Raw genomic sequence first — 26504 nt, forward strand, 5'->3', positions numbered from 1 at the left:
TCCTGAGCGTGACGTCGGAGCCCAGGATGAAGGCATCGTCCCCGGCCGAGGCCTGGAGAGTCTCGATCAGCGTCTTCTACGGAACGCCCGAGGATCCGGCCGCGAGGGTCGTCCTGGCGCTCTCGAAGTTCGCGTAGGTCTGGCCCTGCCAGGAGAGGGAGCGGCCCTGGGTGTCCCATGAGCCGTCGGCCGTCCGGACCCAGCGGGCCGCCGAGGCGGCGCTCTCGAAGGAGGCGCGCTGGTCGGCCGTGAGGACGACCTCGAGATCGTCCTTGCCGGCCCCGGCATTGATGGTGCCGGAGGTGTCGCGGGCGGTGGTGCCGATCTTCAGCCGGTCGTTGCCCCCGCCGAGATCCACCGTGCCGTCGATCTGCCAGTCGCGGCCGATCTCGACCGTCTCGCTGCCGGAATTCGCCCCCGCGAAGCCGCCCTTCAGCGTAAGCCCGTCGCCGATCCGCACCGCTGTCGTGTTGTTGGCCCCCTGCAGGCTCAGGCCGCCGTTGACGGTCACGCCGCTACCCAGCGTCACCGTCTTCGCGGCGTTCGAGCCGTCGGCGGAGATTGCCCCGCCGATCACCGAGCCGGCGCCGATCGTCAGCGCCAGCTCCATCGCGTCCGCGGCCGTGCCCGAGCCGTTCATCGCGATCAGGTAGTCGGTCGTGACCTTCTCCCCCAGCGTCAGGCTCTGGGCGGCCCCCGCCCCGCCCCCGTTCATCGCGACGTAGCTGAGCTTGCCCCCGTCGCCGACGCTCACGCTGTTGGCGACGCCGTTGGCGCCCATGTAGATGTCGCCGCCGTTGAGGTTGGCGCCCTTGCCGAGGCTCAGGCTCGCGGGCCCGCTGCTGGCGTTGAAGTCCAGGTTGCCCCCCTGCAGGGTGAACCCGTCCCCCGCGCTCAGGCTGTTCGCGCCCGCGCCGAAATTTCCGCCGTTGCGGAGCGTGACCGCGTCGCCCCAGACGATGGCGTCGTTGCCCGGCCCGGTCTGCAGCGCGCCGAAGGTGACGTGGCTCGGAGCGTCGTTGTCCTCCGCGCCGGTGATCGTGACGACCACCGTCTGCACGGCCCTGCCGCCCTTCCCGTCCGTGACGGCGACGTCGTAGGCCTGGGTGAGGACCGCACCCTTGCCGAGATGGTTGATCGCCGCGTCCTCGACCGAGAAGGTCCACCCGACCTGACCGCCGGCCACGTCTCCGAGCTTGAAGCTGCCGAGGTATTTCTCGCCGCGCGGCGCGACGCTCGCGCCGTGCGTGTCGATGCGGTCGGCATCCGTGAAGGTGATCGCCCCGCCCGTCGTCAGCGTCGTCCTGTCCTCGCCCGGGGATTTGTCCGGCAGTTCGGTGACGCCGCCCGCGAGGACGGAGGTCTTGGTCACGATGACGGGCGCGTCGTTCGTGCCCGTCAGCGTGACGGTGACGGCCTGCGTGGTGCGTCCGCCCCTCCCGTCGGCGATGGTCACGTCGTAGACCTGGACCCGCTGCTCGCCGGCCGCGAGGCCGTTCACCGCGGCGTCCGCGACGGAGAAGGCCCAGCCGACCGAATCCGCGCCGACCGCGGCGATCTTCAGGGCGCCCACATAGCCCTCGCCCCGCGCGGCGACGCTGACGGTGGGCACGGCGCCCGCGGCGTCGGGATCGCGGAACCGGATGGAGCCGGTGCTGCTCAGCACCGCCGCGGGCTCGCCCGCGCCGCTCTCGGTCAGTTCCGTGACGGCGCCCGCCACCGTCGAGCCCTGCACGTCGACGATCGGCGCCTGGTTGGCGTTCGGATCGTCGTAGGCGCCGCGGATCGTGACCGTCACGGTCTGGCTCGCCGTGCCGCCGTGCCCGTCGTCGATCGTCACGGCGTAGGACTGGGTCCGGACCTCGCCGGCCGCGAGGCCGTCGAGCGCGGCGTCGTCGACCTGGAAGGTCCAGGCGAGCTTGCCGCCCGCCGCGGTGCCGAGGCCGAACGTGCCGAGATAGTCCTTGCCCCCGGCGCTGTAGCTCGCCCGGTGCGTGTCGATGATGTCGGCGTCGGCGAACGCGATCGTCCCGCCCGCCTTGTGGGTGACTTGGTTCTCGCCCGCCGCGCCGTCCGCGAGTTCCGCGACCGCACCGGTCGCCGTCGAGGTCGCGGCCGCGATCACCGGGGCGTCGTTGGAGCCCGTGATCGTCACGGTGATGGTCTCGGTGGCGCGCGCGCCCTTGCTGTCGGTGATCGCGACGTCGTAGCTCTGGGTGCGGACCTGGCCCTCCGCGAGCCAGTCGAGCGCGCCGCTGTTGACCGAGAACACCCAGGGCAGCAGGCCGAACTGCGCCGAGGTCGGCTGCTTGTACTCCATCGTGCCGAGGTAGCCGGCCTCCTTCGGGGTGATCGTCACGCTGTGGGTGTCGCCGACGTTCTTGTCGGTGAAGGCGATGGTGCCGTTGGTCTTCAGGATGGCGTTGTTCTCGCCCGCCAGACCGTCCGCGATCTCCCGGACCGACCCGGTCTTCGTCGTGCCGGAGCCGACGATCTCGGGCGCATCGTTCCGGCCCGCGACCGTCAGCTCCGCCCGCTCGAAGTTCGTGAAGGTCATGTTGCGCCAGGTCAGGTTGCCCCTGGCCGACCACGCGTCGTTGCCGAGCGCGGTCCAGCCGGCCGCCCTGGCGGCGGCCTCGAAGCTCGCGAGGTCGGCGGCGTCGATGCTCAGCGCGAGCGCGTCGGTTCCGCCGCCGCCGTCGAAGGTGGTGGTCGAGGTGTCGATGCTCGACAGGCCGAGGCTCAGCTTGTCGTCGCCGCCGCCGAGATCGACCCGCCCGTCGATGTTCCAGTTCTTGCCGAGCGTGACCGTGTCGACGCCGTTCGCGCTGCCGGAGAGGCCGCCCTTCAGGGTGAAGCCGTCGCCCGCCTTGACGGTGTTGACGTTCTGGTTGCCGTTCAGGTTCATCCCGCCGCCGACGGTGACGCCGGTGCCGAGCGTGAGGGTCTTGGCCGAATAGGCGCCGTTGGCGTCGATGCCGCCGCCGAGGCTGACGCCGTCGCCGAGCCTCATCTGCATCTCGGCCGGGGCCTTCGCCGTGCCCGCGCCGTTCATGACGATCCCGGAATCGGATTTGGACCTGTCCCCGATCGTGACGGAATCGACGAGCCCCGCGCCGCTGCCGCTCATGCGGATCTGGCTGAAGGTGTTCTCCTCACCCAGCACGACCGTGTTCCGGACGTCGGCGCCGTCCATCAGGATGTCGCCGCCGTTGAACCGCGCGCCGAGTCCGGTCTTGACGGAGGCGGTGTGCAGGCTGTTGCCGAAATCGAGGTTGCCGTTCCTCAGCTCGAAGAAGTTGCCGGCCTCCAGGCTGTTCGAGCCGCCGCCGAAATCGCCGCCGTTCATCAGCCGGACGTTGTCGCCGAACACGACCGCGTCGTCGGCCTTCGTGGTCTTGAGGCCCGACACCACGGTGACCTGGCTGTCGGTCGGGAAGCCCGGATCGGCCGAGCCGCGCAGCGTCACCGTGAGGGTCTGGACCGCGACGCCGCCATGGCCGTCGTCGATGGTGACGGCGTAGGTCTGAACGACGGTCTGGCCCTCTTCGAGCTTGTCGAGGGCGGCGTCGTTGACCTTGAAGGTCCAGGCGATCGAGCCGGTCTTGGCGCCCACGCCCGTCGTCGGGTTCCCGAGGGTCAGGGTGCCCAGATAGTTCGCGCCCTTCGGCGTGAGGCTGACCGTGTGGGTCTCCGCGTCGGCATCCGCGAAGGCGATCAGGCCGCTCGTCGTCAGCTCGGCCTTGTTCTCGCCGGGCGTGGCGTTCTTGAGTTCGGTCACGTCGCCCGAGAGGGTCGAGTATGTCTCGAACACCTTCGGGGCGTCGTTGCCCGGCGTGTCGTCGACGTCGGGCACGAGGAGGCCGCAGAGGCAGACCGCCTCGCCCGTCGTCGCGCAGGGGCTCGAAGGGGCGGAGGGGTCGAGTTCGGCGAGGTTGCCGTAATTGGCGATCTTCAGGTCGCGCACGAGGCCGATCAGCGCGTGGTCGCCCGCGATGCTCGACTTGCCGATCAGGTAGTCGGCCCGCTCCACGTCGGCCGGGACGACGCCCTTGCCGGTCGCGATGACGGCCGCGTCCTTCGTGATGCGCATCGTTCCGTCAGGATCGACGCCGACGCGCCACGTCGCCGTCTCGCCCTCGACGATCGCGTCCTTGGCGACGAGGCGGTAGGTCTGGCCGCCCTGCTTGATCACGAACGCGACGTCGCGGCCCTCGCCGACCTGACCGAAGGAGATGGTGTCGGCCGTGCCGTTGCCGAGGTCGAAGATTTTCTGGTTGCCGCCGCCGTTGAGGTCGTCGAAGCGGGCCGTCACGGCGAGCGCGAAGGCGCCGTCGATCTGCTCGTGGTCGATGTTGTAGGCCAGGGTGGGCCCGGATCCGAGGCTCCCGGTCTCCGCCAGGGGCACCATGTCGACGCCCACCATCTTGGCGACGGAGGGCACGCCCGCCTTGTCGACGGCGAACAGCATCCACACGCCGGGGGGCGCGACGTTCGCCTTCGGGATCGTCACCTCGATCGTGTTGCCGTCCACGACCTTGTAGGAGAGCTCGACGAAGCGCGCGTCCGCGTTGCGGGCATGCGTCGTACCGCTGGTCTTCAGGAAGGTGATCTTGCCGATATCGGAGGTGTCGTCGACGGTGATGCGGACGGTCGAGCCGGAATCGACGTTCCTGGGCGCCGCCTCGATCTCGGGACGATCGGCGTTGACGACGCCGTTCTTGTAGAGATAGCCCGGCGTCAGGATCTGCGCGTTGGCGTTCTCCTGCGGCCCGGGCGAGCCGCTGCCGCCGGAATAGATCGTGCCGTCCGGCAGGAGCAACGCGGTGGAATGATACATCCGCGCGAGGTCCTGCGCCTCCGAATACGTGGTCTTGCCGGTCACCGGATCCCAGAACAGCACCGTGAGCTGCGCGTCGCCGAGCGAGTCGGCGAGCAGCCCCCCGCTCGACGAGCCGCCCACCATCGCGACCTTGCCGTCCGGCAGCATCACGAAGGTGCCGTTGGTGCGGGCGACGAGGTTGCCCGAGCCGTCCTCGTCCTTGATCGCGAAGGCGAGTTCCCACTTGATCGTCGGCTGCGACAGGTCGGCCTTCCAGACCTGCCCGGTGGTGGAGGCGACGAGCACCTTGTCGGGCTCGTACATGATCGAGCCCGTGAGGTTGCGGGTGTCGAAGGGCAGCTTGCCGATCTTGGCGACCGCGCCGTTGCCAGAGACGTCCATGCGGTAGACGTCGTGGCCGGAATTGCTCGACCCGCCCGCCTCGATCATGATGACCGAGCCGTTGCTGATCTGCCAAGCGTGCGGATAGTAGTAGGTCCCGGTCAGCGTCCCCTCGCCGTCGTGGAAGTCCTTCACTTCCGTACCGGTGAGCTGGCGCATCCCGGTCTTGGAATTGTAGATCTCCGCGTAGGTCGAGCCGACGTTCCTCTCGTCGCGGCCGCCGACGATCAGGATCTCGCCGTTGCTCAGCGTCACGGTCGTGCCGTACCAGCGGGCCTGATGCAGGGCGAAGTTCGAATCCGTCTCGGAGATGTTGCGGATGGTCTGCGTCTTGTAGTCGAACATCACCACGTCATGACGCCCGGACCACGTGCCGGCGCCCTGGCCGGTATTGTGGTTGTCGCCGCCCATGATGATGACGTTGCCCGTCTCGGGATCGACGGCCATGTTCGAGCAGAAGATGTTCGTGCCGGTGGTGTTGGGCAGGACCTTCAGCTCGTCCGTCGCGGGATCGTAGATCGAGTAGACGAAGCGCGCATCGAAATCACCGCCGGTCCCGTCCGTGCCGAAGGCGAGGACCTTGCCGTCCGGCAGGACCATCGAGTGGATCGGGATCAGGGCATCCTTGATGATCTTGCCCCACGCGCCGTTGCCGTCCGGATCCTTCGAGGCCGCATCGATCATAGGTCAACTCTGTTCTGGTTTGGGGTGCGGGTGGGTGCCGCGGCGCGAACCGATCGCGCGGCGTCAGGCCGGATGCGGACTCAGCGGGCGCCGCAGCCGTCGAGGTCCGGGAGCGAGGCGAACGGGCCGTGCGCACCGGCCCCCTTCAGGGCGGCGCCGAGCGCCGCGAGAAGGAGCAGGCCGCCGGTGAAGGCGACCGGGCATCCCCAGCAATGCAGGGAATCGGCCGCGATCCGTTCGACGACCGAGAGCTGTCCGGAGCCCCCGCACAGGGACGAACCCAACGCCCACGCATGCGTGGCGTGGCTTGCGATCTCTGCGACGCCGGCGCTCACGAGAGCGAGCCCGGTCGCCCCCAGGCCGACCACGGCGGCCCCGTACAGATTTCGATCGCTGATGCTCATCCCTTGTCTCCACTTGCCGCTCGCGGGATTGCGCGAAAACTGCAGTCAGAGAGCCGATGTCGGCTTAAAAAACAATCAATCCCCGAATATCCCGGGTCCGTCTGACGCCGCATGGATAATGAATTCGAAACGGATATTCACACTTGAGAAGATCGTTGGTCATTCGAAGAATTCGGCGGACTGTCCCGCCTACATCCGCCGGTACCGGGGTCGTCTACCCTGCTATGGAGCAGCTGATGGGACGTGCCCCCTCTCTCTATGGGCAGGGCGATCGCATATGCCGAGCGAGCCTAGCCCCGGTCAGGCGCGGGTCCCCTCTCTCATAGGGAGAGGCCTGCTTTCGCAGAAAGCCGGGTGAGGGGTATGAGGCTTCCAGGTAGGGCTCGACCTGAACGCGCGTCGATGGCGTGCTCAGATCTGAAAGGTCATACCCCTCACCCCAACCCTCTCCCTATGGGAGAGGGGGCGCGGCGCGGTTCCCCAGCGCGATCTAGGAGACGACCCCCGCCATATGCGATCGCCCTGCCCTGCAGGAGAGGAGACCCGCGCTTCGTTCCGAGACGATGCGTTGAGCCGGACCCATCAACCGAAAACGGTATCACCGGCGCCCACCGCCGCGACGCCCTCCGGCGTACCGACCGAGCATCGGCGCCGACACCGCGCGGCATTCCGCGATGCAAGCACGCGCTTCGACGACCCGGGCATCGCCGCGCGTCTCGGGGTGCGATCTCCCCAGGGTTCATCCCCGAGCGCTTGTCAGCCTCCCGCGAATGCATCTATAATTATTGATGCGAAACGCGGCCGGCGCTCACGGTGCCGAGCCTATAAGAATCGTTACTCAGGGAGAGACCATGCGCCCGAAGTCGTGCAAGACGGCAGCCCTGGCGGCTGCCGCAGCGCTCGCCGTGGCAGCCCCGGCCGCGGCCGACTGGAAGCCGGAACGTCCCGTCGAGTTCGTCGCAGCCGCCGGTCCCGGCGGCGGGACGGACCTTTTCGCCCGCGTCGTGCAGTCGGCCCTGTCGAAGGAGAAGCTCCTCGATGTGCCGGTCATCGTCACCAACAAGGCCGGCGGTAGCGGGGCCGAGACCTTCATCTACGCCAAGACCTCGGGCGGCGATCCCTACAAGCTCTTCTTCGGCACACAGGACGCATACGCCCTGCCGCTGGCCAACAAGCTGTCCTACAGCCTGAAGGACCTGGAGCCGGTCGCGGCGATGACCTTCGACCCGTTCATCCTGTGGGTGAACCCGAAGGCCTCCGGCATCGCGGACGTGAAGGGCTTCATCGAGAAGGCGAAGGCGGCGCCCGGATCCATCAAGGTCGGCGGCGCCAAGGCCAAGGAAGCCGACGAGACCCTGATGACGCTCATCGAGAAGGCGGCCGGCATCGACCTCTCCTACATCCCGTACAAGAGCGGCAGCGAGGCCGCCGTGCAGGTCGCGGGCGGCCACATCCAGGCCAACGTCAACAATCCGAGCGAGAGCGTGGAGCAGTGGCGGGCCGGCGTGCAGAAGCCGCTCTGCGTGTTCGAGGAGGCCCGGTTGGCCGACACCACGGTCATCGCCGACGGCATGTCCTGGAACGCGATCCCGACCTGCATCGAGGCAGGCCTCGACATCAAGTCCTTCGCCCAGCCGCGCACCATCTGGGCGGCCAAGGGCCTCCCGCCGGAGGCGCTGGCCTACTACACCAACCTCCTCCGGAAGGTCGCGCAGACCGAGGAGTTCAAGGGCTACATGGCACGCGGCGCGCAGATCCCGCGCACGCTCACCGGCGACGAGCTGAAGGCCTTCATCGCCCGGCATCGGGCGACCTACGCCGAGTACTACAAGAACAACGGCTGGCTGAAGGGCGCAGTGGATTGAGGTGCGGCGGCGGCGCCGACGGCGCCGCGCATCCGGAACCCGAGCAGACGGATCTGACCGCCCGCGCGCAAGGCCGGGACGGAACGGCAGGATCATGCCCATGGACATCTCACGCCGGACCGGCGAGATCGCGACGTCGGCCGCAACCGCGCTCATCGGCCTGACCGTCTGCTACGGCGCGCTGGAGAACGGCATCGCCTGGGAGGAATCCGGCCCGAGCTCCGGCTTCTTCCCTTTCTGCGTCGGCTGCCTGATCGTCCTCGGCAGCGCCGTCACCGGCGCGCAGGCGCTGCTGCGGCCGGTCGCGGGGGCGCCGCCCTTCCTGGACGCTGAGCGCGCCCGCGCCGCGATCCTGTTCTTCCTGCCGATCGTGGCCTTCGCCGCACTCTCGGCCTGGCTCGGCCTCTACATCGGGATGGCGATCTACATCTTCTACGCGATGTACGTGCCCGGAAGGCTGAGGCTCGCGACAGCGATCGCGGCAAGCCTCGCAGTCGCGGTCGTCAACTTCGTCATCTTCGAGAAGCTGTTCATGGTGCCCCTGCTGAAGGGGCCCGTGCTGAACGCCGTCGGCATCTATTGAGGCGCGGACCATGAGCAACATCAGCCTGCTTCTCGACGGCTTCGCCGTCGCGCTCAGCACCCACCACGTGCTCATCATGGTCGGCGGGGTCCTGCTCGGCCTCGTCGTCGGCGTCCTGCCGGGCCTCGGCGCGCCCAACGGCGTCTCGCTCCTGCTGCCGCTGACCTTCTCGATGGATCCGGTCTCGGCGATCATCCTGCTCACCAGCATGTACTGGGGCGCGCTGTTCGGCGGCTCGACCACCTCGATCCTGTTCAACATCCCGGGCGAGCCCTCCTCGGTCGCCACGACCTTCGACGGCTATCCGATGGCCCGGCAGGGCGAGGCGGTGCGCGCGCTGACGCTCGCCTTCTCGTCGGCCGGGATCGGGGCGCTCACCGGCGTCATCGTCATCACGCTGCTGTCGGGCTGGGTGGCGAACTTCGCGCTCCGGTTCGGCGCGGCGGAGTACTTCGCCGTGTATTTCATGGCGTTCGCGAGCTTCATCGGGATGTCGAGCGGCTCGCCCTTCAAGACGCTGGTCTCGATGATGCTGGGCTTTGCCTGCGCCACCATCGGCGCCGACACCATCTCGGGCGAGAGCCGGCTCACCTTCGATTTCGAGCAGTTGATCGGCGGCGTGAGCTTCCTCGTCGCGGTCATCGGCCTGTTCGGCCTCGGCGAGCTGATCATGACCATGGAGGAGAACCTCCAGTTCCACGGCGTGAAGGCCCGGCTGAGCCTGCGCGAGATCGTCCGGGCCGTGCTCGAACTGCCCCGCTACTGGGCCACGATCGTGCGCAGCGCGCTCATCGGCTGCTGGATGGGCATCACCCCCGGCGGCCCGACCGCGGCCTCCTTCATGAGCTACGCGATCGGCGCCCGCTTCGCGAAGGACAAGACGCGCTTCGGCAAGGGCGCGCCGGAGGGCATCGTGGCGCCGGAGACCGCCGACCATTCCGCCGGCTCCTGCGCGCTCCTGCCGATGCTGGCGCTCGGCATCCCGGGCTCGGCGACAGCGGCCGTGATGATGGGCGGGCTGATGATCTGGGGCCTGGCGCCCGGGCCGATGCTCTTCACCACGCGGCCCGACTTCGTCTGGGGCCTCATCGCCAGCATGTATCTCGGCAACATCATCGCGGTGATCCTCGTGCTCGCGACGGTGCCGATGTTCGCCTACATCCTGCGCGCGCCCTTCCGCATCGTCGGCCCGATGATCACCGTGATCTGCATCATCGGCGCCTACACGGTGGCCAGCCACACCTTCGACATCTGGCTCGCGCTGGTCTTCGGGGTCGCCGGCTACGTCTTCAAGAAGCTCGACTACCCGCTCGCGCCCTTCGTGCTGGCCATGGTGCTGGGCGACAAGGCCGAGGACGCCTTCCGGCAGGCGATGCTCACCTCGGGCGGCTCGGCCTCGATCTTCTGGTCGAACGGCCTCGTCGGGACGATGATGGCGCTGGGCATCCTGCTGCTCTGCCTGCCGCTGATCTCGAGAGTGCTGCGCGAAGCAGGGATCGGCCTGCGCCGGAAGGCGCTGCCGCCGCAGCGGGAGATCGGCTCGACATGAGCGCGGATGTGAGAGAATGGTCCTGTTCCGCGATGCCCCGGACCGGCGGGCGAGACGGTGGAGCTGCCCCATGTCCGGCAAGACGCTGATCCGCCAGAGCCTGCACGAGTCGCTCGTCGCGCCGCTGCGCGAGATGATCCTCTCGGGCGAGCTCCGCGCCGGCGAGAAGGTGCCCGAGGAGCAGCTCTGCGAGCGCTTCGGGGTGTCGCGCACGCCGATCCGCGAAGCGCTGAAGGTGCTGGCGGCCGAGGGCGTGCTGCAGATCATGCCCCATCGCGGCGCCATCGTCGCGCGGATCACCGAGGATCAGGTCAACGAGCTGTTCCCGATCATGGCCTCGCTCGAGCGGCTCGCGGGCAAGCTCGCCTGCGCGGCCGCCACGGATGCGGACATCGCCCGCGTGCGGGCGCTCCACGACGAGATGATGCGCCTCTACGCGGCCGGCGACGAGCCGAACTATCTGGCCGCCAACCGGCGCATCCACGACGCGTTCTTCGTCATCGCCGGCAACGCGACGCTGCACGCCTACTACCAGCAGGTGCTGACGCGGATCCATTCCTGCCGATTCGTGATGCGCAAGACCCCCGAGCACTGGCGCGCCGCGGTGCTCGAGCACGAGCAGATGATCGCGGCTCTGGAAGCGCGCGACGGCGATACGCTGGGCGCCCTGCTGGAGAAGCACGTGACCGGAACCACCGTCGGCATCGCCCGCGACTTCATCCGGCGAAAGTCGGCCGAGGACGCCGCGGGCCGGCATCCCGCGGCGCGTCAGGCCTAGGCCTAGCCGCGACCCGGGACGGCGGCGCCCCTGTCGGGGACGACCGTCCGCGTCGATCTAATTATTGATTACAGGACACCGGCCGCTCGGCGGCTTCGGAGGGACCGATGACCGACACGCACGAACACCGCGAGGCGAACCCCACAGCGCACCCGGAGGCGGACCGGGGCACCCCGGCGGCGCCGCTCCCGCTGTCGGGCGTGCGGGTGCTGGATTTCAGCCAGGTCATGGCCGGCCCGTTCTCGACCATGCTGCTCGCCGATCTCGGCGCCGACGTGATCAAGATCGAGCCGCCGACCGGCGACCAGACCCGCTCGGCGATGGGATTCAAGATGAAGGGGCCCGACTCGATGGGCTTCCTCAACATGAACCGCAACAAGCGCTCGATCACGCTCGACCTGAAGAGCGAGGCGGGCCGCGAGACCTTCTACCGGCTGGTCGAGACGGCCGACATCCTGGTCGAGAACTACCGCCCGGGCGTGGTGAAGAAGCTCGGCGTCGATTACGAGACGCTGAAGGCGATCAACCCGAGGCTGATCTACGCCTCGATCTCCGGCTTCGGCCAGACCGGCCCCTGGGCCGACCGTCCCGGCTTCGACCTGATGGCGCAGGCCATGTCCGGCGTGATGAGCGTGACCGGCCATCCGGGCATGCCGCCGGTCAAGGCGGGCGTGCCGGTCGCCGACATCGGCTGCGCGCTGTTCTGCACCTACGCGCTGCTCAGCGCCTATATCGGCCGGCAGAAGAGCGGTGAGGGCCAGTACATCGACGCCTCCCTGTTCGAGGCGGCGCTCGCCTTCTCGATCTGGGATACGTCCGAGTACTGGGGTACCGGCGTCGTGCCCGGCCCGGTCGGCACCTCCAACAAGATGAGCGCGCCCTACCAGGCGGTGGCCTCCAAGGACGGCTACTTCGTCATGGGGGCGACCAACCAGAAGCTCTGGGTGCAGCTCTGCGGACAGATCGGCCGGGAGGATCTGCTGGCGGACGAGCGCTTCGCGAGCAACCCGCTGCGCCTGCGCAACCGCGCCGCGCTGATCGAGGAGCTGGAGAAGACCTTCGTCATCAAGACCTCGGATGAATGGGTCGACGAGCTGCTGGCGGTCGGCATTCCGGCGGGCAAGATGAGCACCTACCCGGAAGCGTTCGAGAGCGAGCACGGCCGGCACCGCAACATGCGCCTCGAGATCCCGCATCCGCTGGAGGGCACGGTGCCCAATATCGGCTTTCCGGTGAAGCTGATGGGCACCCCGCAGCAGATCCGCCGGCATCCGCCGCTGCTCGGCGAGCACACCGAGGGCGTTCTGGCCGAGATCGGCCTGGATGCGGGCGAGATCGCGGGATTGAAGGCGCGGGGAGCGTTCGGCGCATGAGCGGACAGGTCCACTACACCGTCGAGAACGGGGTCGGCGCGGTCGTGTTCGACCGTCCCGAGGCGCGCAACGCCATGACCTGGGCGATGTACGACGCGCTGGGCGAGATCTGCGAGCGCATCGTCCGCGAGGGCGATGTCCGCGCCGTCACCTTCCGCGGCGCGGGCGGCGACGCGTTCGTCGCCGGCACCGACATCGAGCAGTTCCGCGGATTCGAGACCGGCCAGGACGGGCTGGCCTACGAGGCGGTGATCGACACGCGCATCGGCCAGATCGAGCGCCTGCCCGTGCCGACGGTCGCGGTCGTGGACGGATGGGCGATCGGCGGCGGCCTCGCCATCGCGGCGGCCTGCGATTTCCGCATCGCCACGCCCCAGGCCAAGTTCGGCATCCCGATCGCGCGGACGCTCGGCAACTGCCTGTCGATCGCCAACGTCGCCCGCGTCGTCGCCGCGCTCGGCGTCGCGCGCGCCAAGCGCGTGCTGATGCTCGCCGAGGTGCTCGGCGCCGAGGAAGCGAGGGCGGCGGGCTTCGTCGCCGAGATCGCCGAGCCGGAGCTGCTGGACGAGCGCGTCGGCGCGATGGTCTCCAAGCTTCTCGCCAACGCGCCCGTCACGATGCGCGTCGTCAAGGAGGGTATCCGGCGGGTGGTCGGCGACGGGCTCCCCGACGGCGACGATTTGGTGGCGGAATGCTACGGCAGCCGCGACTTCAAGATCGGCGTCGAAGCCTTTCTCGCCAAGAAGAAGCCGAGCTGGACAGGCACGTGATACGGGTTCCGGTCGGTGGGTTCGGTCTGACGCATCGTCTCGGACCGAAGCGCGGGTCCCCTCTCCCATAGGGAGAGGTCTGCTTCCGCAGAAAGCCGGGTGAGGGGTACGAGGCTTCCAGGTAGGGCTCGACCTGAACGCGCGTCGATGGCGTGCTCAGATCTGTGAGGTCATACCCCTCACCCCAACCCTCTCCCTATGGGAGAGGGGGCGCGGTGCGGTTCCGTTGGCGATCTCGGAGACGACCCCCGCCATGTGCGATCGCCCTGCCCTATGGGAGAGGGGGCGCGGCGCGGTTCCGTTGGCGATCTCGGAGACGACCCCCGCCATGTGCGATCGCCCTGCCCTATGGGAGACGGGGCACGGCGCGGTTCACCTCATGCGGCCGAACCCAGCAACCGGAGGCTGCCTGATTCCGGGCCCCCGGTGATCGCGGGGGTCCCCCGCCATCGGGGCCGATCGGGAGAGCGGTCGGGACCGGCGGAGGGGGAGATCGAGCGGGATCTCTGCGCCGGGACGACACCCGCTCGATCGAAAAACCGCTCCGGGGCGAGGATGGCCCGGCGAACCGCCGGACCTCAGAAGACCACCGCCTGCCCGTCGCGCCGCGGATCGCTCGCCGCGACGTAGCCGTCCTCGGCGGGATCGCCCATGCGCCAGATGAACTGGCCGGCGCCGAAATCCTGGTAGCTGTCGTTGATCACATCGACCCTGTGGCCGCGCTCGGTGAGCGCCTGCACCGTCTCGGGCGGCATGGTCGATTCGACGTTGATGCTCAGGCCTTCGTTGACGCGCCAGCGCGGTGCGTCGCAGGCCGCCTGCGGGTTCTGGTGGTGATCGAGCATGCGCACCAGCGTCTGCACGTGCCCCTGCGGCTGCATGTTGCCACCCATCACCCCGAAGCTCATCACCGGCGCACCCGCCTTGGTCAGGAAGCCCGGGATGATGGTGTGGAAGGGGCGCTTGCCCGGCGCCACCACGTTGGGGCTCGCCGGATCGAGGTGGAAGCCGTGGCCGCGGTTCTGCAGCGACAGGCCCCATTCGGGCACCACGACCCCCGAGCCGAAGCCCATGAAGTTCGACTGGATGAAGCTCACCATCATGCCGGAGGCGTCCGCCGCGGTGAGATAGATCGTGCCGCCGGAGGCCGGGTTGCCGGGGCCGAAATCCTGCGCCCGCGCGCGGTCGATGAGGCGGCCACGGGCCTTCAGGTAGGCCGGGTCCAGCATCTGCCCGGCCGTCACCGTCATGCCGGTGGGGTCGGCCACGTAGCGGTAGGTGTCGCTGAACGCGAGCTTCATCGCCTCGATCTGGAGGTGCTGGCTCTCGGGCCCGTCCGGCGGCAGGCTGGCGAGGTCGAAATCCCCAAGGATGCCGAGCGCGATCTGCGCGGCGATGCCCTGCCCGTTCGGCGGGATCTCGTGGAGCGTGTAGCCGCGGTAATCCTTGCCCGTGGGCTCGACCCATTCGGGCCGGAAGGCGGCGAGATCCGCAACCGTCATGGCGCCCCCGTGCGCGGCGGCGTGGCGGGCCATCGCCTCGGCGATCTCGCCCTCGTAGAAGACCCGGGGCCCGTGCTCGGCCAGGGCGCGGAGCGTGCGGGCGATGCCCGGCAGGCGCACCCGCTCGCCGACCTCCGGGGCGCGCCCGTGCGGCAGGAAGACCTCGGCGAAGCCCGGCTGGCCGGCGAGGTCCGCCACGCGGGCGGCGGCCGCCCATTTTTGCTGCACCACGATCGGCGCGAGGTAGCCGCGCTCGGCGATCTCGATCGCCGGCTGCATCAGGTCGCCGAAGGGCAGGCGCCCGAAGCGCTCGTGGAGCGCCGCCCAGGCCGCGACCGCGCCCGGCACCGTGACCGAATCCCAGCCGCGCATCGGCGGGCGGGCCGCCGCGCCGTACTTGCGGCGGAAGTAGTCGGGCGTCCAGGCGGCCGGCGCGCCGCCGGAGGCGTTCAGCCCGTGCAGCTGCTTGCCGTCCCACAGGATGCAGAAGGCGTCCGAGCCGAGCCCGTTGCTGCAGGGCTCGGTGATGGTCTTGGCCGCCGCCGTGGCGATGGCCGCGTCCACCGCGTTGCCGCCCTGCCACATCATCCGGAGCCCGGCCTGCGCCGCGAGCGCGTGCGAGGTCGCCACCACGTTGCGGCCGAAGATCGGCATGCGCAGCGAGGGGTAGCCGTGGTTCCAGTCGAAGGGCTTCATCGATTCGGTCCGTGATTCCCGGTTCGCGCGGCGGGCTCGGCCCTCCTGTTGCGCCGATCCTCCCCGCCGCACAAGTTGTGCCGTCCACGGGCGCGCTGGCACGGATGCTGCTTGGAACACCGTGTGCCACAGGATCGCGTCGCCGCGGTCTTGACGAGCCGGCCCGCGCGCCGGACCCTCCTGGCCGACCAATCCTCGCACGAACGGGACAACTGGATGTTGCGTCTTGCCGCCGCCTGCCTCGCCGCAGGGCTCGCGCTCTCCGCCGCGCCGCTCTCGGCCCAGACCCTGCGCTACGGCTTGATGGAGGATCCCGACGCCCTCGACCCGACGCTGGCCCGCACCTTCGCCAGCCGCATGGTCTTCGCCGCGCTCTGCGACAAGCTCGTCGATATCGGGCCGGACCTGAAGCCGGTGCCGCAGCTGGCCACAAAGTGGGAGCTGTCGCCCGACGAGCGGGTGCTCACCGTGACCCTGCGGCCGGGTGCCAAGTTCCACGACGGCGAGCCCGTGAACGCGGCGGCCGCCAAGTTCTCGCTCGAGCGTCACCTGAAGATGCCGGGCTCGCAGCGCCGCGGCGAGATCGCGCCGATCGACACCGTGGAGGTCGTGGACGACCTCACCTTCAGGATCACCCTGAAGCAGCCCTTCGCGCCGCTGATGGCCCAGTTCACCGACCGGGCCGGCATGCTGGTCTCGCCGAAGGCCGCCGAGCGGCTGGGCGACAGGTTCGCCACCGCGCCCGTCTGCGCCGGCCCCTACAAGTTCGTCGAGCGGGTGCCGCAGGACCGCATCGTGGTCGAACGCTTCCCCGATTACTGGAACAAGGACCAGATCCACATCGAGCGCATCGAGTTCCGGCCGATCCCCGACAGCACCGTGCGGCTGACGAACCTGCGCGCCGGCCAGCTCGACCTCCTGGAACGCCTCGCCCCGACCGACGCGCCGCAGGTGGCGCGCGACGCCAAGCTCAAGCTCGCCTCGACCTACGAGCTCGGCTTCCAGTCGGTCCTGTTCAACCTCGCCAAGGCCGGCTCGCCGGTCGCCGACCCGCGCGTGCGGGCGGCGTTCGATCTCTCCCTCGACCGGGCCGCCATCAGCCAGGTGGTGTTCAACGGCGAGTTCCTGCCCGGCAACCAGTGGGTCTCTCCGAAGCACCCGGACTACGTGAAGGAGTACCCGATCCCGAAGCGCGACGTGGCGAAAGCCAAGGCGCTCCTCGCCGAGGCCGGCCAGCCCAGGCCCCAGATCACCCTGATGGTCTACGCCAACAGCGAGGCGCCGCAGGTCGGCCAGGTGATCCAGGCCATGACCAAGGAGGCGGGCTTCGACGTGAAGCTGCAGGCCACCGACTTCACCACGGCGCTCGATGTCGCCGACAAGGGCAACTACGAGGCCTATCTCTACAACTGGAGCGGCCGGCCGGACCCGGACGGCAACACCTTCAGCTTCCTCGCCTGCAAGGCGCCCCTGAACTATCCGCGCTACTGCAGCGAGGGCGCCGACGCGGCGCTCCAGGCCGAGCGCGGCTCGGTCGATCCGGAGAAGCGCAAGGCCGCCTGGAAGGCGCTCGCCGACAAGGTGCTGACCGAGCGCCCTGCCGTCTACCTGATGCACCGCAAGCTGCTCTGGGCCTACAGCCCGAAGCTCACCGGCTTCGTGCCCTATCCGGACGGGCTCGCCCGCTTCACCGGCCTGAAGCTGAACTGATGCTGCGTTTCCTGGCCCACCGCCTCGCCCTGGCGGTCCCGACCCTCGTCATCGCCTCCATGATCATCTTCGCCCTGCAGCAATTGCTGCCGGGCGACGTCGCGACGGCGCTGACCGGGGAGGAGCGCGACCCCGAGGTCATCGCCTTCATCCGCGAGAAGTACCACCTCGATCAGCCGCTGCCCGTGCGCTACGCCTACTGGGCGGGCGGCGTGCTGCAGGGCGATCTCGGCGTCTCGGTGCGCCTGCAGAAGCCGGTCTCCGAACTGGTGCTGGAGAAGCTGCCGGTCACGCTGGAACTCGCCTGCCTCGCCATGCTGGTGGCGCTCGCGATCGGCGTGCCGATGGGGATCCTCTCGGCGGTCAAGCAGGGCACCTGGATGGACGCGGCCGCCAACGGGGTCGCGCTCTGGGGCCTGTCGGTGCCGAACTTCTGGCTCGGCATCCTCCTGATCCTGCTGTTCTCGGTGCATCTCGGCTGGCTGCCGGCCTCCGGCTACGTGCCGCCCGGCGAGAGCCTCGTCGAGAACCTGCGCTCGATGGCGATGCCGGCCTTCGTCCTCGGCAACGCCATCGCCGCGGTGATGATGCGCCACACCCGCGCGGCGATGCTGGGCGTCCTGGGCTCCGACTACGTGCGCACCGCCCGCGCCAAGGGCGTCTCGCCGTTGCGCCTCGTCCTGCGCCACGCGCTGCCCAATGCGGCGATCCCGATCATCACGCTGGGAGCGCTGGAATTCGGACAATTGCTCTCGGGCGCGGTGCTGACCGAGCAGGTCTTCTCCGTGCCGGGCTTCGGCAAGCTGATGGTGGACGCCGTGTTCAACCGGGATTTCGCCACGGTGCAGGGCGTCGTGATCTGCACCGCCGCCACCTACATCGCCCTCAACCTCGCCGCCGACCTGCTCTCGGCCGTGGTGAACCCGAAGCTGCGCCGCGCATGAGCACCGGCGCGCCTCTCACCGAAGCCGCCGGCGTCGCCGCGCCCGCGGCCGCCACCCCGCGCGAGCCCGGCTCCCTCTCCGCCTTCTGGCGCCGGCTGCGCGCCCGGCGGAGCGCGGTGATCGGCCTTGCCATCGTCGTCGCGCTGGTGGCGATCGCCGCGCTGGCGGACGTCGTCGCACCCTACGATCCGACCGCGACCGACTGGGGCGCGGTGCGCGCCGCGCCGAGCCTCGCGCACCCGTTCGGCGGCGACGAGGTCGGGCGGGACGTGCTGTCGCGCATCATCTACGGGGCCCGCGCCTCGCTCGGTGCCGGCCTCGTCTCGGTGGCGCTCGCGGTCGCGCTCGGCCTGCCGATCGGCCTCCTCGCGGGCTATGCGGGGGGCTGGGTCGATGCGGTGATCATGCGCCTCACCGACGCGCTCCTCGCGATCCCCTTCCTGATCCTGGCGATCGCGCTGGCCGCCTTCCTGGGCCCGAGCCTCACCAACGCCATGCTGGCCATCGGCCTCTCGGCCACCTCGACCTTCGTGCGGCTCACCCGGGCGCAGGTGCGGGCCGTGGCGGCGGAGGAGTTCGTGGAGGCGGCGCGCGCGGTCGGCAACCCGCCCTGGCGGATCGCGCTGGTGCACATCCTGCCCAACATCGTGCCGGCGATCCTCGTCCAGGCGACGCTGACCATCGCGGCCGCCATCATCGCGGAGGCGAGCCTCTCCTTCCTGGGCCTCGGCCAGCAGCCGCCCGAGCCGTCCTGGGGCGCCATGCTGACGGTCGCCAAGAACTTCATGGACCAGGCGCCCTGGATGGCGATCTGGCCGGGCGTCTCGATCTTCCTCGCGGTGCTCGCCTTCAACCTTCTGGGCGACGGCTTGCGCGACGCCCTCGACCCGAGGCAGCGCACATGAGCGAACCTCTGCTCGCCGAACCCCTGCTCGACGTGCGGGACCTGCGCGTCACCTTCGACACGGAGGGCGGCACGGTCCACGCCGTCAACGGCGTCTCGTACACGCTCCGCGAGGGCGAGACGCTCGGCATCGTGGGCGAGTCCGGCTCCGGCAAGAGCGTGCACGTGCTCGCCATGCTGGGCCTGATCCCGCGCCCGCCCGGGCGCATCGCGGGCGGGCAGGTGCTGTTCCGCGGCCGCGATCTCCTGGCGCTGCCCGAGCGCCAGCTGCGCAAGGTCCGGGGCGGCGAGATCGGCTTCGTGTTCCAGGATCCGATGAGCTCGCTCAATCCCGGCATGACCGTCGCCCAGCAGATCGTCGAGCCCCTGCGCATCCATCTCGGGCTCGGCAGCCGCGCGGCGCGCGCCCGGGCGCGCGAACTCCTCGACCTCGTGCGCATCCCGAACGCGGCCCAGCGCCTCGACCAGTACCCGCACGAGTTCTCCGGCGGGCAGCGCCAGCGCGTGATGATCGCGATCGGGCTCGCCTGCCGGCCGAAGCTCCTCATCGCCGACGAGGCGACGACCGCGCTCGACGTGACGGTGCAGGCCGAGATCATCGCGCTCGTGCAGGAGCTGAAGCGCGAACTCGGCATGGCGATCATCTGGATCACGCACGACCTCGGCGTGGTCGCCGGCATCAGCGACACCGTGCAGGTGATGTATGCCGGGCGCATCCTGGAGCGGGGCCCCGTGGACGACATCTTCGGCGACCCGCGCAACGCCTACACGCTGGGCCTGCTGCGCTCCCTGCCGGACCTGAGCGGAGGCCGCGCCGGGCGCCGCCGCCTGCACCAGATCGACGGCAGCCCGCCCGACATGCGCCGCCCGCTGCCGGGCGATCCCTTCGCCCCGCGCAACGCCTACGCCACCGCCCGCTGCCGCGCCGAGATGCCGCCGCTCGTCCAGGCCGCGGGCGCCGCGCCGGGCCATCTCGTGGCGGCCTGGTACGACCTGCCGGCCCGGCTCGCCGAGGAGGGCGCCCGATGAGCGCGTCAGCAGCCCCCATCCTGTCGGTCCGCAACCTCTCGAAGGCCTATCCCCTGCGCGCGTGGTGGGGCGGCAAGGCGTCCGTGTTCCGCGCGGTCCACGACGTCAGCTTCGACATCGCGCCGGGCGAGACGCTGGGACTCGTCGGCGAGTCCGGCTCCGGCAAGTCCACGATCGGCCGGGCCGTGACCATGCTGAACCCGCCGACCGCGGGCACCGTCGCCTTCGAGGGCACGGATCTCGCCACGCTCCCGCCCCGGGCGATGCGGCGGATGCGCGGGCGCATCCAGACCGTGTTCCAGGACCCCTACGCCGCGCTGAACCCGCGCATGAGCGTCGGCGCCTACGTCGCCGAGGCCTTCCGGCTGCACCGGCCCGGGATGGGTGCGGGCGAGCGCCGCGCGGCGGTCGAGCACCTGTTCGAGCGGGTCGGCCTCGATCCGGCCTTTCTCGGGCGCTTCCCGCACCAGTTCTCCGGCGGCCAGCGCCAGCGCATCTGCATCGCCCGGGCCATCGCGCTCAGGCCGAGCTTCATCGTCGCGGACGAGCCGATCGCCGCGCTCGACGTCTCGATCCAGGCGCAGGTGGTCAACCTTCTGCAGGACCTGCAATCCGAACTCGGCCTCTCCTACCTGTTCATCTCCCACGACCTGCGCATGGTGCGCTACCTCTGCCACCGGGTCGCGGTGCTCTGGCGCGGACGCATCGTGGAACTCGCCGAGAGCGACAAACTCTACGAGGACCCGCGACACCCCTACACGCAGCGCCTCCTCTCCGCGGTGCCGCTGCCGGACCCGGTCGCCGAGCGCGCCCGCCTCGCCGCCGCCGATCCCCATCTCCCGCCGGATGTGCAGCCGGGAGACCTCGTCGAGGTCGCGCCCGGCCACTGGGTCGCGGGCAGGGCGATCGCATAGGGCGGGGGTCGTCTCCGAGATCGCCACTGGAACCGCGCCGCGCCCCCTCTCCCATAGGGAGAGGGTTGGGGTGAGGGGTATGACGTATCAGGACAGCGCTCGGCATCGACGCGCGTTCAGGGTGAGCCTCCTCTAGAAGCCTCATACCCCTCACCCTGTCCCTCTCCCTATGGGAGAGGGGACCCGCGCCTGACCGGGGTTAGGCTCGCTCGGCATATGCGATCGCCCTGGGGTCGCGGGCGAGACCTGATACAAGAGGTTGGAGCCGTTCCCGATTGCAACGCGATCGGGAACGGTTCTAGGCCGGGCGGCGGCCCGCCATGATCTGCTCGGCGGCGGCGCGCATCACGGCGGCCGCGCGCGCGATGCCGGCGCGGTCCACGTCGAGATGGGTCGTCGCGCGGATCTGCTCGGTCCCGAGCGCCCGCACGCGAACGCCCTGCGCGAGGCAGGCCTCGGCGAAGGCGGCGGCCGGGACCCCGAGCCCGGCCACCGAGAAGCTCAGGATGTTCGACTGCCCCGCCCCGGGCTCGAAGGCGAGGCCCGGCACCCCGGCGAGCGCCGCGCCCAAGCGGCCCGCGTTGGCGTTGTCCTCGGCGAGCTGGTCGATGTGGTGGTCGAGGGCGTAGAGCCCGGCCGCCGCCAGCACGCCGCTCTGCCGCATGGCGCCGCCGAGCCGGTACTTCCAGCGCCACGCCTCCGCGACGAAGGCCCTCGTCCCGCACAGGACCGCGCCGACCGGGCAGCCGAGGCCCTTGCTCAGGTCGATCCAGGCGCTGTCGAACCCCTCCGCGTAGCGGCGCGCCGGGATGCCGGTGGCGGCGACCGCGTTGAGGAGGCGTGCCCCGTCGATATGGGCCCGGAGGCCGCGCGCGTGGGCGATGTCGCGGATCGCCCGCATCGCCGCGAGGTCCCAGATCGAGCCGCCGGAGAAGCTCGTGGTCTGCTCGATCGAGATCAGGGCCGAGCGGGGCGCCGTGCGCTGGACGACGCGGATCGCGCCCTCGGCCTGCTCCGGCGTGTAGAGGCCGTTGCGCGTGGGAAGCGCCCGCACCGAGACGCCCCCGATCGCGGCGGCGCCCGCGGCCTCCGTGTTGTAGATGTGGGACTGGTCGTCGACGATGATCTCGTCGCCCGCCCGCGTCTGGACCAGGATCGCGGCGAGGTTGCACATCGTGCCGGACGGCATGAACACCCCGTCCTCCATGCCGAGGAGGTCCGCCACCCGCGCGCAGAGCGCGTTGGTGGTCGGGTCCGAGCCCGACTGCTCGTCGCCGACCTCGGCCCGGGCCATCGCCTCGCGCATCCCCGCGGTCGGCCGGGTCTGGGTATCGCTGAACAGATCGACGGTCACGGTCACTCCCGGGATGTGCGGCCGGCGCGTGCGGCAACGGCACCGGGCAGACCGCGCCCGGCAGAGGTCTTATACCGTTTCCGGCTGATGGGTTTGGACTAACGCATCGTCCCGGAACGAAGCGCGGGTCCCCTCTCCTGTAGGGAGAGGGACAGGGTGAGGGGTATGACGTCGCCGGACGAAGCGTAGCGCTGAACGCGCGTCGATGGCGTGCTCAGTCCTGTGAGGTCATACCCCTCACCCCAACCCTCTCCCTATGGGAGAGGGGGCACGGCGCGGTTCACCGCACGCGGCCGAACCGATCAACCGGAGGCCGTACTATAGAATACTCTTCCGGCCGCGCCCGCTCAGGCGGCGGCCCGAGCGCAGAGGACCGCACGATCATGGCAGCAGGCGTCCGGGCGAGAGCCCTCCCGGCGGCGGAATCCGCGGAGCTGGAGCGGCGCCTTGCGGGAGCGGTGAGCGGCGAGGTCCGCTTCGATGCCTTCACCCGCGGCCGCTACAGCACCGACGCCTCGATCTACCAGATCATGCCGGCCGGCGTGGTCATGCCCCGGAGCGCGGAGGACGTCGCGGCCTGCCTGGGCGTCGCGGCCGAGCAGGGCGTCCCCGTGATCCTGCGCGGGGGCGGCACCTCGCAGAACGGCCAGCCGATCGGATCGGGCCTCGTCCTCGACTGCTCGCGCCACTTCGACGGCGTCCGCGCCTACGACCCGGAGGCCGGCACCGTCACGGTCGAGCCGGGCCACGTGCTGGAACGGCTCAACACGCGGCTGCGCGCCGATGGCTGGTTCTTCCCCGTGGAGCCCTCGACGGCGAGCCGCTGCACCATCGGCGGCATGGTGGGCAACAATTCCTGCGGCGCCCGCTCGCTGCGCTACGGCAAGATGAGCGACAACGTGCTCGGCCTCGACGCGCTGCTCCACGACGGCACCCCCTTCCACTTCGGGCCGACCGGCAACGATGCGGACGGCGTCGCCGGCTCGAGACCGGTCGCCGACCTCGCCCGGCGGATGCTGGCGCTGGCGGAGGCCCATCGCGACGAGATCGAGCGGGTCTATCCGCGGGTCCAGCGACGGGTCGGCGGGTACAATCTCGACAGCCTGATCGAGACCCGCCCGAACCTCGCCCATCTCCTCGTCGGCTCGGAGGGGACGCTGGCGGCCACCACCGCGGTGACGCTGAAGCTCTCGCGCCTGCCCGCCCACCGGGTCATGGGCGTGTGCCACTTCCCCTCCTTCCGCGCCGCGATGGAGACGACGCGGGCGATCGTCGATCTGGCCCCGGTCGCCGTGGAACTCGTGGACAACAACGTGCTGGTGCTCGGTGCCGACATCCCGCTGTTCCGCACGACGCTCGCCGACATCACCCGCGGGCAGCCGAACTGCCTGCTGCTGACGGAGTTCGCGGGCGACGACCTCGCGGCGCTCAAGCGCGACCTCGGGCGCCTCGACGCCTGCATGGGCGACCACGGCTTCCCCGGCGCGGTGGTCGAGGTGGTGGAGCCGGCGCGCCAGCGCACCGTCTGGGAGGTCCGCGAGGCCTGCCTCAACATCATGATGTCGATGAAGGGCGACGCGAAGCCGGTCTCCTTCATCGAGGATTGCGCGGTGCCGCTCGAACACCTCGCCGACTACACCGACGCCGTCACCGAGGTGTTCGCCAAGCACGGCACCCGCGGCACGTGGTACGCCCACGCCTCGGTCGGCTGCCTGCACGTGCGCCCCATCCTCGACATGAAGCTCGGCGGCGACGTCGCCCGGATGCGCGCCATCGCGGAGGAGACCGCGGATCTGGTGCGCCGCTACCACGGCTCCTACTCGGGCGAGCACGGCGACGGTCTCTCGCGCTCGGAATTCGTCGAACCGCTGTTCGGCGCGCGCCTGACCCGGGCGTTCGAGGCCGTGAAGGACGCCTTCGATCCGGCGAACCACCTCAACCCCGGCAAGATCGTCCGCGCACCCAGATTCGACGACCGCCGGCTGTTCCGCTTCAAGCCCGACTACCGCGTCGCGGCGCCCGCGAGCCCCGCCCTCGACTGGGCGGACTGGGGCGGGTTCGGGCCGGCGGTCGAGATGTGCAACAACAACGGCACCTGCCGGAAGCTCGCGGGCGGGGCGATGTGCCCCTCCTATCGGGCCACGCGCGAGGAGCAGCACCTCACCCGCGGGCGGGCCAACACCCTCCGGCTCGCGATCTCCGGGCAGCTTGGGCCGGACGCCTTCACCAGTCCCGAGATGAAGCGCACGATGGACCTGTGCGTCTCCTGCAAGGCCTGCCGCCGGGAATGCCCGACCGGCGTCGACATGGCCCGCATGAAGATCGAGTTCCTGCACCACTACCACGCCCGTCACGGCCTGCCCCTGCGGGAGCGGCTGGTGGCCGAGCTGCCGCGCTATGCCGGCGTCGCGGCGGCGCTCGCCCCGCTCCTCAACCTGCGCGACCGGGTGCCGGGGCTCGCGCATCTCTCGGAGCGGGTCGCGGGCCTCTCCGCCCGCCGCTCGCTGCCGCGCTGGGGACGGCCCTGGCGCGAGGCGGGCGAGCTCGCCCATCCCCAGGACGTCGTGGGGGAGTTCCGCGACGTCGTGCTGTTCGGCGACACCTTCAACCGCGCCTTCGAGCCGGAGAACCTCGAGGCGGCCGAGCGGGTGCTGCGCGCCGCGGGCTACCGCCTGCACCGGGTCGGCCCGGCCCGGGGCCGGCGTCCCCTCTGCTGTGGGCGCACCTATCTCGCCTCGGGCCAGACCGACCGGGCACGCGCCGAGGCGCGGCGCACCCTCGCGGCCCTGCTGCCCTACGTCCGGGCCGGCGCCCGGGTCGTCGGGCTGGAGCCCTCCTGCCTCCTCACCTTCCGCGACGAGTTCCTGGCGCTCCTGCCCGGCGAGGAAGCCCGCACCCTCGCCGGAAGCGCGGTGCTGTTCGAGGAACTGCTCGCGACCGACCTCGCGGCGGGACGGACCGAGCTGAAGCTCGCCGACCAGGGCGGCCGGGTGGCCCATCTGCACGGGCACTGCCACCAGAAATCCTTCGGCGCGATGGGCGCGGTCGAGACCGTGCTGCGCCGCGTCCCGGGCCTCGACCTGCGGGTGGTCGAATCGAGCTGCTGCGGCATGGCCGGCGCCTTCGGCTACCGGGCCGAGACGATCGACGCGTCCTTCGCCATGGCCGAGCTCTCCCTGTTTCCCGCGCTCCGGGCGGCCGGGCCGGACGATCTGGTGGTGGCCGACGGCACCAGCTGCCGCCACCAGATCCACGACGGCCTGGGCCGGCGGGCCGAGCACGTGGCGCGCGTGCTCGACCGGGCCCTGCGATGACCGCGGGGCCCTCCGGCGACCGGCCGGTCCGGACAGGGCTCCCTCAGCCCGCGAGGCCGAGGGCGGCCCGCGCCTCCGCCGGGGTCGCCACGCGGCGTCCGTGGCGCGCGATCGCCTCGACCGCGAGGCCGACGAGCTCGGCGTTGCTCGAAGCCAGCCGGTCCTTCGTGATCCGGATGTTGTCCTCCAGACCCGTGCGCACGGCGTCGGCGCCGCGGGCCAGCGCCCAGTCCATCACGCGGGCCTGCTCGCGCCCGATCCCGGCGGCCGTCCAGGTCGCCTGCGGCAGGACGCGGCGCAGCTCGGCCAGCAGGATGTCGAGCAGGTGCTCGTCCGCCGGCATCGCGTTCTGCACGCCCATCACGAACTGCACGTGGGGGCGCGCATCCATCAGCCCGGCCTCGACGAGGCGCCGGGCCCCGTGCAGGTGCGAGAGGTCGAAGATCTCGATCTCCGGCCGCACGCCGTAGCGCTTCATCTGCGCCGCGAGGTCGGCCACCAGGGTGGCGTGGTTCTCGTAGACGATCGTGGGAAAGTTCACCGAGCCGGTGGAGAGCGAGGCCATGTCGGGCCGGTGCTGGAGCGAGAGGCCGCGGCTCGCCGGGTCGCGGCCGCGGCCTCCGGTCGAGAACTGCACGATCATGCCGGGGCAGTGCTTGCGCAGCCCCTCCTGGACGGCCGCGAACTTCTCCGGGTCGGACGAGGGCGTCTCGTCGTCGTTGCGCACGTGGATATGGGCGAGCGTCGCGCCGGCCTCGAAGGCTTCCAGCGTCGCGGCGATCTGCTCCGAGACCGTGACGGGCACCGCCGGGTTGTCCCGCTTGCGCGGTACCGAACCGGTGATCGCCACGGCGACGACGACGGGGGGCTGGCCTGTCATGCGGGTCTCTCCGAGAGCGAAGGCGCC

General features: G+C 70.4%; 17 protein-coding genes. 12 read left to right on the forward strand and 5 right to left on the reverse strand.

Going from position 1 to position 26504, the window contains the following annotated elements:
- Positions 1-76: 76 nt before the first annotated feature.
- Both MFF56_RS23075 and MFF56_RS23080 read right to left on the reverse strand, forming a co-directional pair.
- Positions 77-5908, reverse strand: coding sequence for a VCBS domain-containing protein (locus MFF56_RS23075; RefSeq protein WP_238231294.1), 5832 nt, complete (start codon positions 5906-5908; stop codon positions 77-79).
- A gap of 80 nt (positions 5909-5988) precedes the next feature.
- Positions 5989-6312, reverse strand: coding sequence for a hypothetical protein (locus tag MFF56_RS23080; protein ID WP_066925036.1), 324 nt, complete (start codon positions 6310-6312; stop codon positions 5989-5991).
- Between the two features lie 851 nt (positions 6313-7163).
- Here MFF56_RS23080 and MFF56_RS23085 point away from each other — a divergent pair.
- The 6 genes from MFF56_RS23085 (at position 7164) to MFF56_RS23110 (ending at position 13230) form a co-directional block, all read left to right on the forward strand.
- Entirely contained in the window at positions 7164-8177 is a 1014-nt protein-coding gene (locus MFF56_RS23085) for a tripartite tricarboxylate transporter substrate binding protein (protein WP_066920864.1), read from the forward strand.
- Positions 8178-8277: 100 nt separating this feature from the next.
- Positions 8278-8760, forward strand: a complete 483-nt coding sequence (locus tag MFF56_RS23090) for a tripartite tricarboxylate transporter TctB family protein (RefSeq protein ID WP_066920866.1) — start codon at positions 8278-8280, stop codon at positions 8758-8760.
- 10 nt (positions 8761-8770) lie between these two features.
- Positions 8771-10309, forward strand: coding sequence for a tripartite tricarboxylate transporter permease (locus MFF56_RS23095; RefSeq protein ID WP_066920868.1), 1539 nt, complete (start codon positions 8771-8773; stop codon positions 10307-10309).
- Positions 10310-10379: 70 nt separating this feature from the next.
- A complete protein-coding gene (locus MFF56_RS23100) occupies positions 10380-11087 on the forward strand; it encodes a GntR family transcriptional regulator (protein WP_066920870.1) in 708 nt (235 codons plus the stop codon).
- A 107-nt stretch (positions 11088-11194) separates the two neighbouring features.
- Entirely contained in the window at positions 11195-12460 is a 1266-nt protein-coding gene (locus MFF56_RS23105) for a CaiB/BaiF CoA transferase family protein (protein WP_066920872.1), read from the forward strand.
- On the forward strand, positions 12457-13230 hold the full coding sequence (locus MFF56_RS23110; RefSeq protein WP_066920874.1) for an enoyl-CoA hydratase/isomerase family protein: 774 nt from the start codon (positions 12457-12459) through the stop codon (positions 13228-13230). Before MFF56_RS23105 ends, MFF56_RS23110 begins: the two co-directional genes overlap by 4 nt.
- A gap of 578 nt (positions 13231-13808) precedes the next feature.
- Here the strand turns inward: MFF56_RS23110 and MFF56_RS23115 are convergent.
- A complete protein-coding gene (locus MFF56_RS23115; RefSeq protein ID WP_066927179.1) occupies positions 13809-15428 on the reverse strand; it encodes a gamma-glutamyltransferase family protein in 1620 nt (539 codons plus the stop codon).
- Positions 15429-15644: 216 nt separating this feature from the next.
- On the opposite strand from MFF56_RS23115, the gene MFF56_RS23120 reads away from it, so the two are divergent.
- The 5 genes from MFF56_RS23120 to MFF56_RS23140 are packed head-to-tail and all read left to right on the forward strand — an operon-like array spanning position 15645 to position 20929.
- A complete protein-coding gene (locus MFF56_RS23120; RefSeq protein ID WP_238231295.1) occupies positions 15645-17138 on the forward strand; it encodes an ABC transporter substrate-binding protein in 1494 nt (497 codons plus the stop codon).
- Positions 17138-18082, forward strand: a complete 945-nt coding sequence (locus MFF56_RS23125) for an ABC transporter permease (RefSeq protein WP_066927183.1) — start codon at positions 17138-17140, stop codon at positions 18080-18082. Before MFF56_RS23120 ends, MFF56_RS23125 begins: the two co-directional genes overlap by 1 nt.
- A complete protein-coding gene (locus tag MFF56_RS23130) occupies positions 18079-18987 on the forward strand; it encodes an ABC transporter permease (RefSeq protein WP_066927184.1) in 909 nt (302 codons plus the stop codon). The genes MFF56_RS23125 and MFF56_RS23130 overlap by 4 nt, the downstream gene beginning before the upstream one ends.
- Positions 18984-20015, forward strand: coding sequence for an ABC transporter ATP-binding protein (locus MFF56_RS23135; RefSeq protein ID WP_066927185.1), 1032 nt, complete (start codon positions 18984-18986; stop codon positions 20013-20015). Before MFF56_RS23130 ends, MFF56_RS23135 begins: the two co-directional genes overlap by 4 nt.
- Entirely contained in the window at positions 20012-20929 is a 918-nt protein-coding gene (locus tag MFF56_RS23140; RefSeq protein ID WP_238231297.1) for an ABC transporter ATP-binding protein, read from the forward strand. Before MFF56_RS23135 ends, MFF56_RS23140 begins: the two co-directional genes overlap by 4 nt.
- Before the next feature lie 298 nt (positions 20930-21227).
- On the opposite strand, the gene MFF56_RS23145 is transcribed toward MFF56_RS23140, so the two are convergent.
- On the reverse strand, positions 21228-22283 hold the full coding sequence (locus tag MFF56_RS23145) for a threonine aldolase family protein (RefSeq protein WP_280949075.1): 1056 nt from the start codon (positions 22281-22283) through the stop codon (positions 21228-21230).
- A 383-nt stretch (positions 22284-22666) separates the two neighbouring features.
- On the opposite strand from MFF56_RS23145, the gene MFF56_RS23150 reads away from it, so the two are divergent.
- Positions 22667-25597, forward strand: coding sequence for an FAD-binding and (Fe-S)-binding domain-containing protein (locus tag MFF56_RS23150; protein WP_066920028.1), 2931 nt, complete (start codon positions 22667-22669; stop codon positions 25595-25597).
- Positions 25598-25640: 43 nt separating this feature from the next.
- Here the strand turns inward: MFF56_RS23150 and MFF56_RS23155 are convergent, their stop codons facing one another.
- Positions 25641-26477, reverse strand: a complete 837-nt coding sequence (locus MFF56_RS23155; protein WP_066920034.1) for a 3-oxoadipate:acetyl-CoA acetyltransferase — start codon at positions 26475-26477, stop codon at positions 25641-25643.
- Between the last annotated feature and the right edge of the window lie 27 nt (positions 26478-26504).

It is taken from the genome of Methylobacterium hispanicum (assembly GCF_022179285.1).
Taxonomy (GTDB): Bacteria; Pseudomonadota; Alphaproteobacteria; order Rhizobiales; family Beijerinckiaceae; genus Methylobacterium; species Methylobacterium hispanicum.

Excerpts from the sequence above, each read along its gene's own strand:
- MFF56_RS23110 (WP_066920874.1), top strand. The coding sequence starts at position 12,457 with ATGAGCGGACAGGTCCACTACACCGTCGAGAACGGGGTCGGCGCGGTC.
- MFF56_RS23100 (WP_066920870.1), top strand. The coding sequence starts at position 10,380 with ATGTCCGGCAAGACGCTGATCCGCCAGAGCCTGCACGAGTCGCTCGTC.
- MFF56_RS23105 (WP_066920872.1), top strand. The coding sequence starts at position 11,195 with ATGACCGACACGCACGAACACCGCGAGGCGAACCCCACAGCGCACCCG.
- MFF56_RS23135 (WP_066927185.1), top strand. The coding sequence starts at position 18,984 with ATGAGCGAACCTCTGCTCGCCGAACCCCTGCTCGACGTGCGGGACCTG.
- MFF56_RS23075 (WP_238231294.1), bottom strand. The coding sequence starts at position 5,908 with ATGATCGATGCGGCCTCGAAGGATCCGGACGGCAACGGCGCGTGGGGC.
- MFF56_RS23140 (WP_238231297.1), top strand. The coding sequence starts at position 20,012 with ATGAGCGCGTCAGCAGCCCCCATCCTGTCGGTCCGCAACCTCTCGAAG.
- MFF56_RS23080 (WP_066925036.1), bottom strand. The coding sequence starts at position 6,312 with ATGAGCATCAGCGATCGAAATCTGTACGGGGCCGCCGTGGTCGGCCTG.
- MFF56_RS23090 (WP_066920866.1), top strand. The coding sequence starts at position 8,278 with ATGGACATCTCACGCCGGACCGGCGAGATCGCGACGTCGGCCGCAACC.
- MFF56_RS23120 (WP_238231295.1), top strand. The coding sequence starts at position 15,645 with ATGTTGCGTCTTGCCGCCGCCTGCCTCGCCGCAGGGCTCGCGCTCTCC.
- MFF56_RS23125 (WP_066927183.1), top strand. The coding sequence starts at position 17,138 with ATGCTGCGTTTCCTGGCCCACCGCCTCGCCCTGGCGGTCCCGACCCTC.
- MFF56_RS23095 (WP_066920868.1), top strand. The coding sequence starts at position 8,771 with ATGAGCAACATCAGCCTGCTTCTCGACGGCTTCGCCGTCGCGCTCAGC.
- MFF56_RS23130 (WP_066927184.1), top strand. The coding sequence starts at position 18,079 with ATGAGCACCGGCGCGCCTCTCACCGAAGCCGCCGGCGTCGCCGCGCCC.
- MFF56_RS23155 (WP_066920034.1), bottom strand. The coding sequence starts at position 26,477 with ATGACAGGCCAGCCCCCCGTCGTCGTCGCCGTGGCGATCACCGGTTCG.
- MFF56_RS23085 (WP_066920864.1), top strand. The coding sequence starts at position 7,164 with ATGCGCCCGAAGTCGTGCAAGACGGCAGCCCTGGCGGCTGCCGCAGCG.
- MFF56_RS23150 (WP_066920028.1), top strand. The coding sequence starts at position 22,667 with ATGGCAGCAGGCGTCCGGGCGAGAGCCCTCCCGGCGGCGGAATCCGCG.
- MFF56_RS23115 (WP_066927179.1), bottom strand. The coding sequence starts at position 15,428 with ATGAAGCCCTTCGACTGGAACCACGGCTACCCCTCGCTGCGCATGCCG.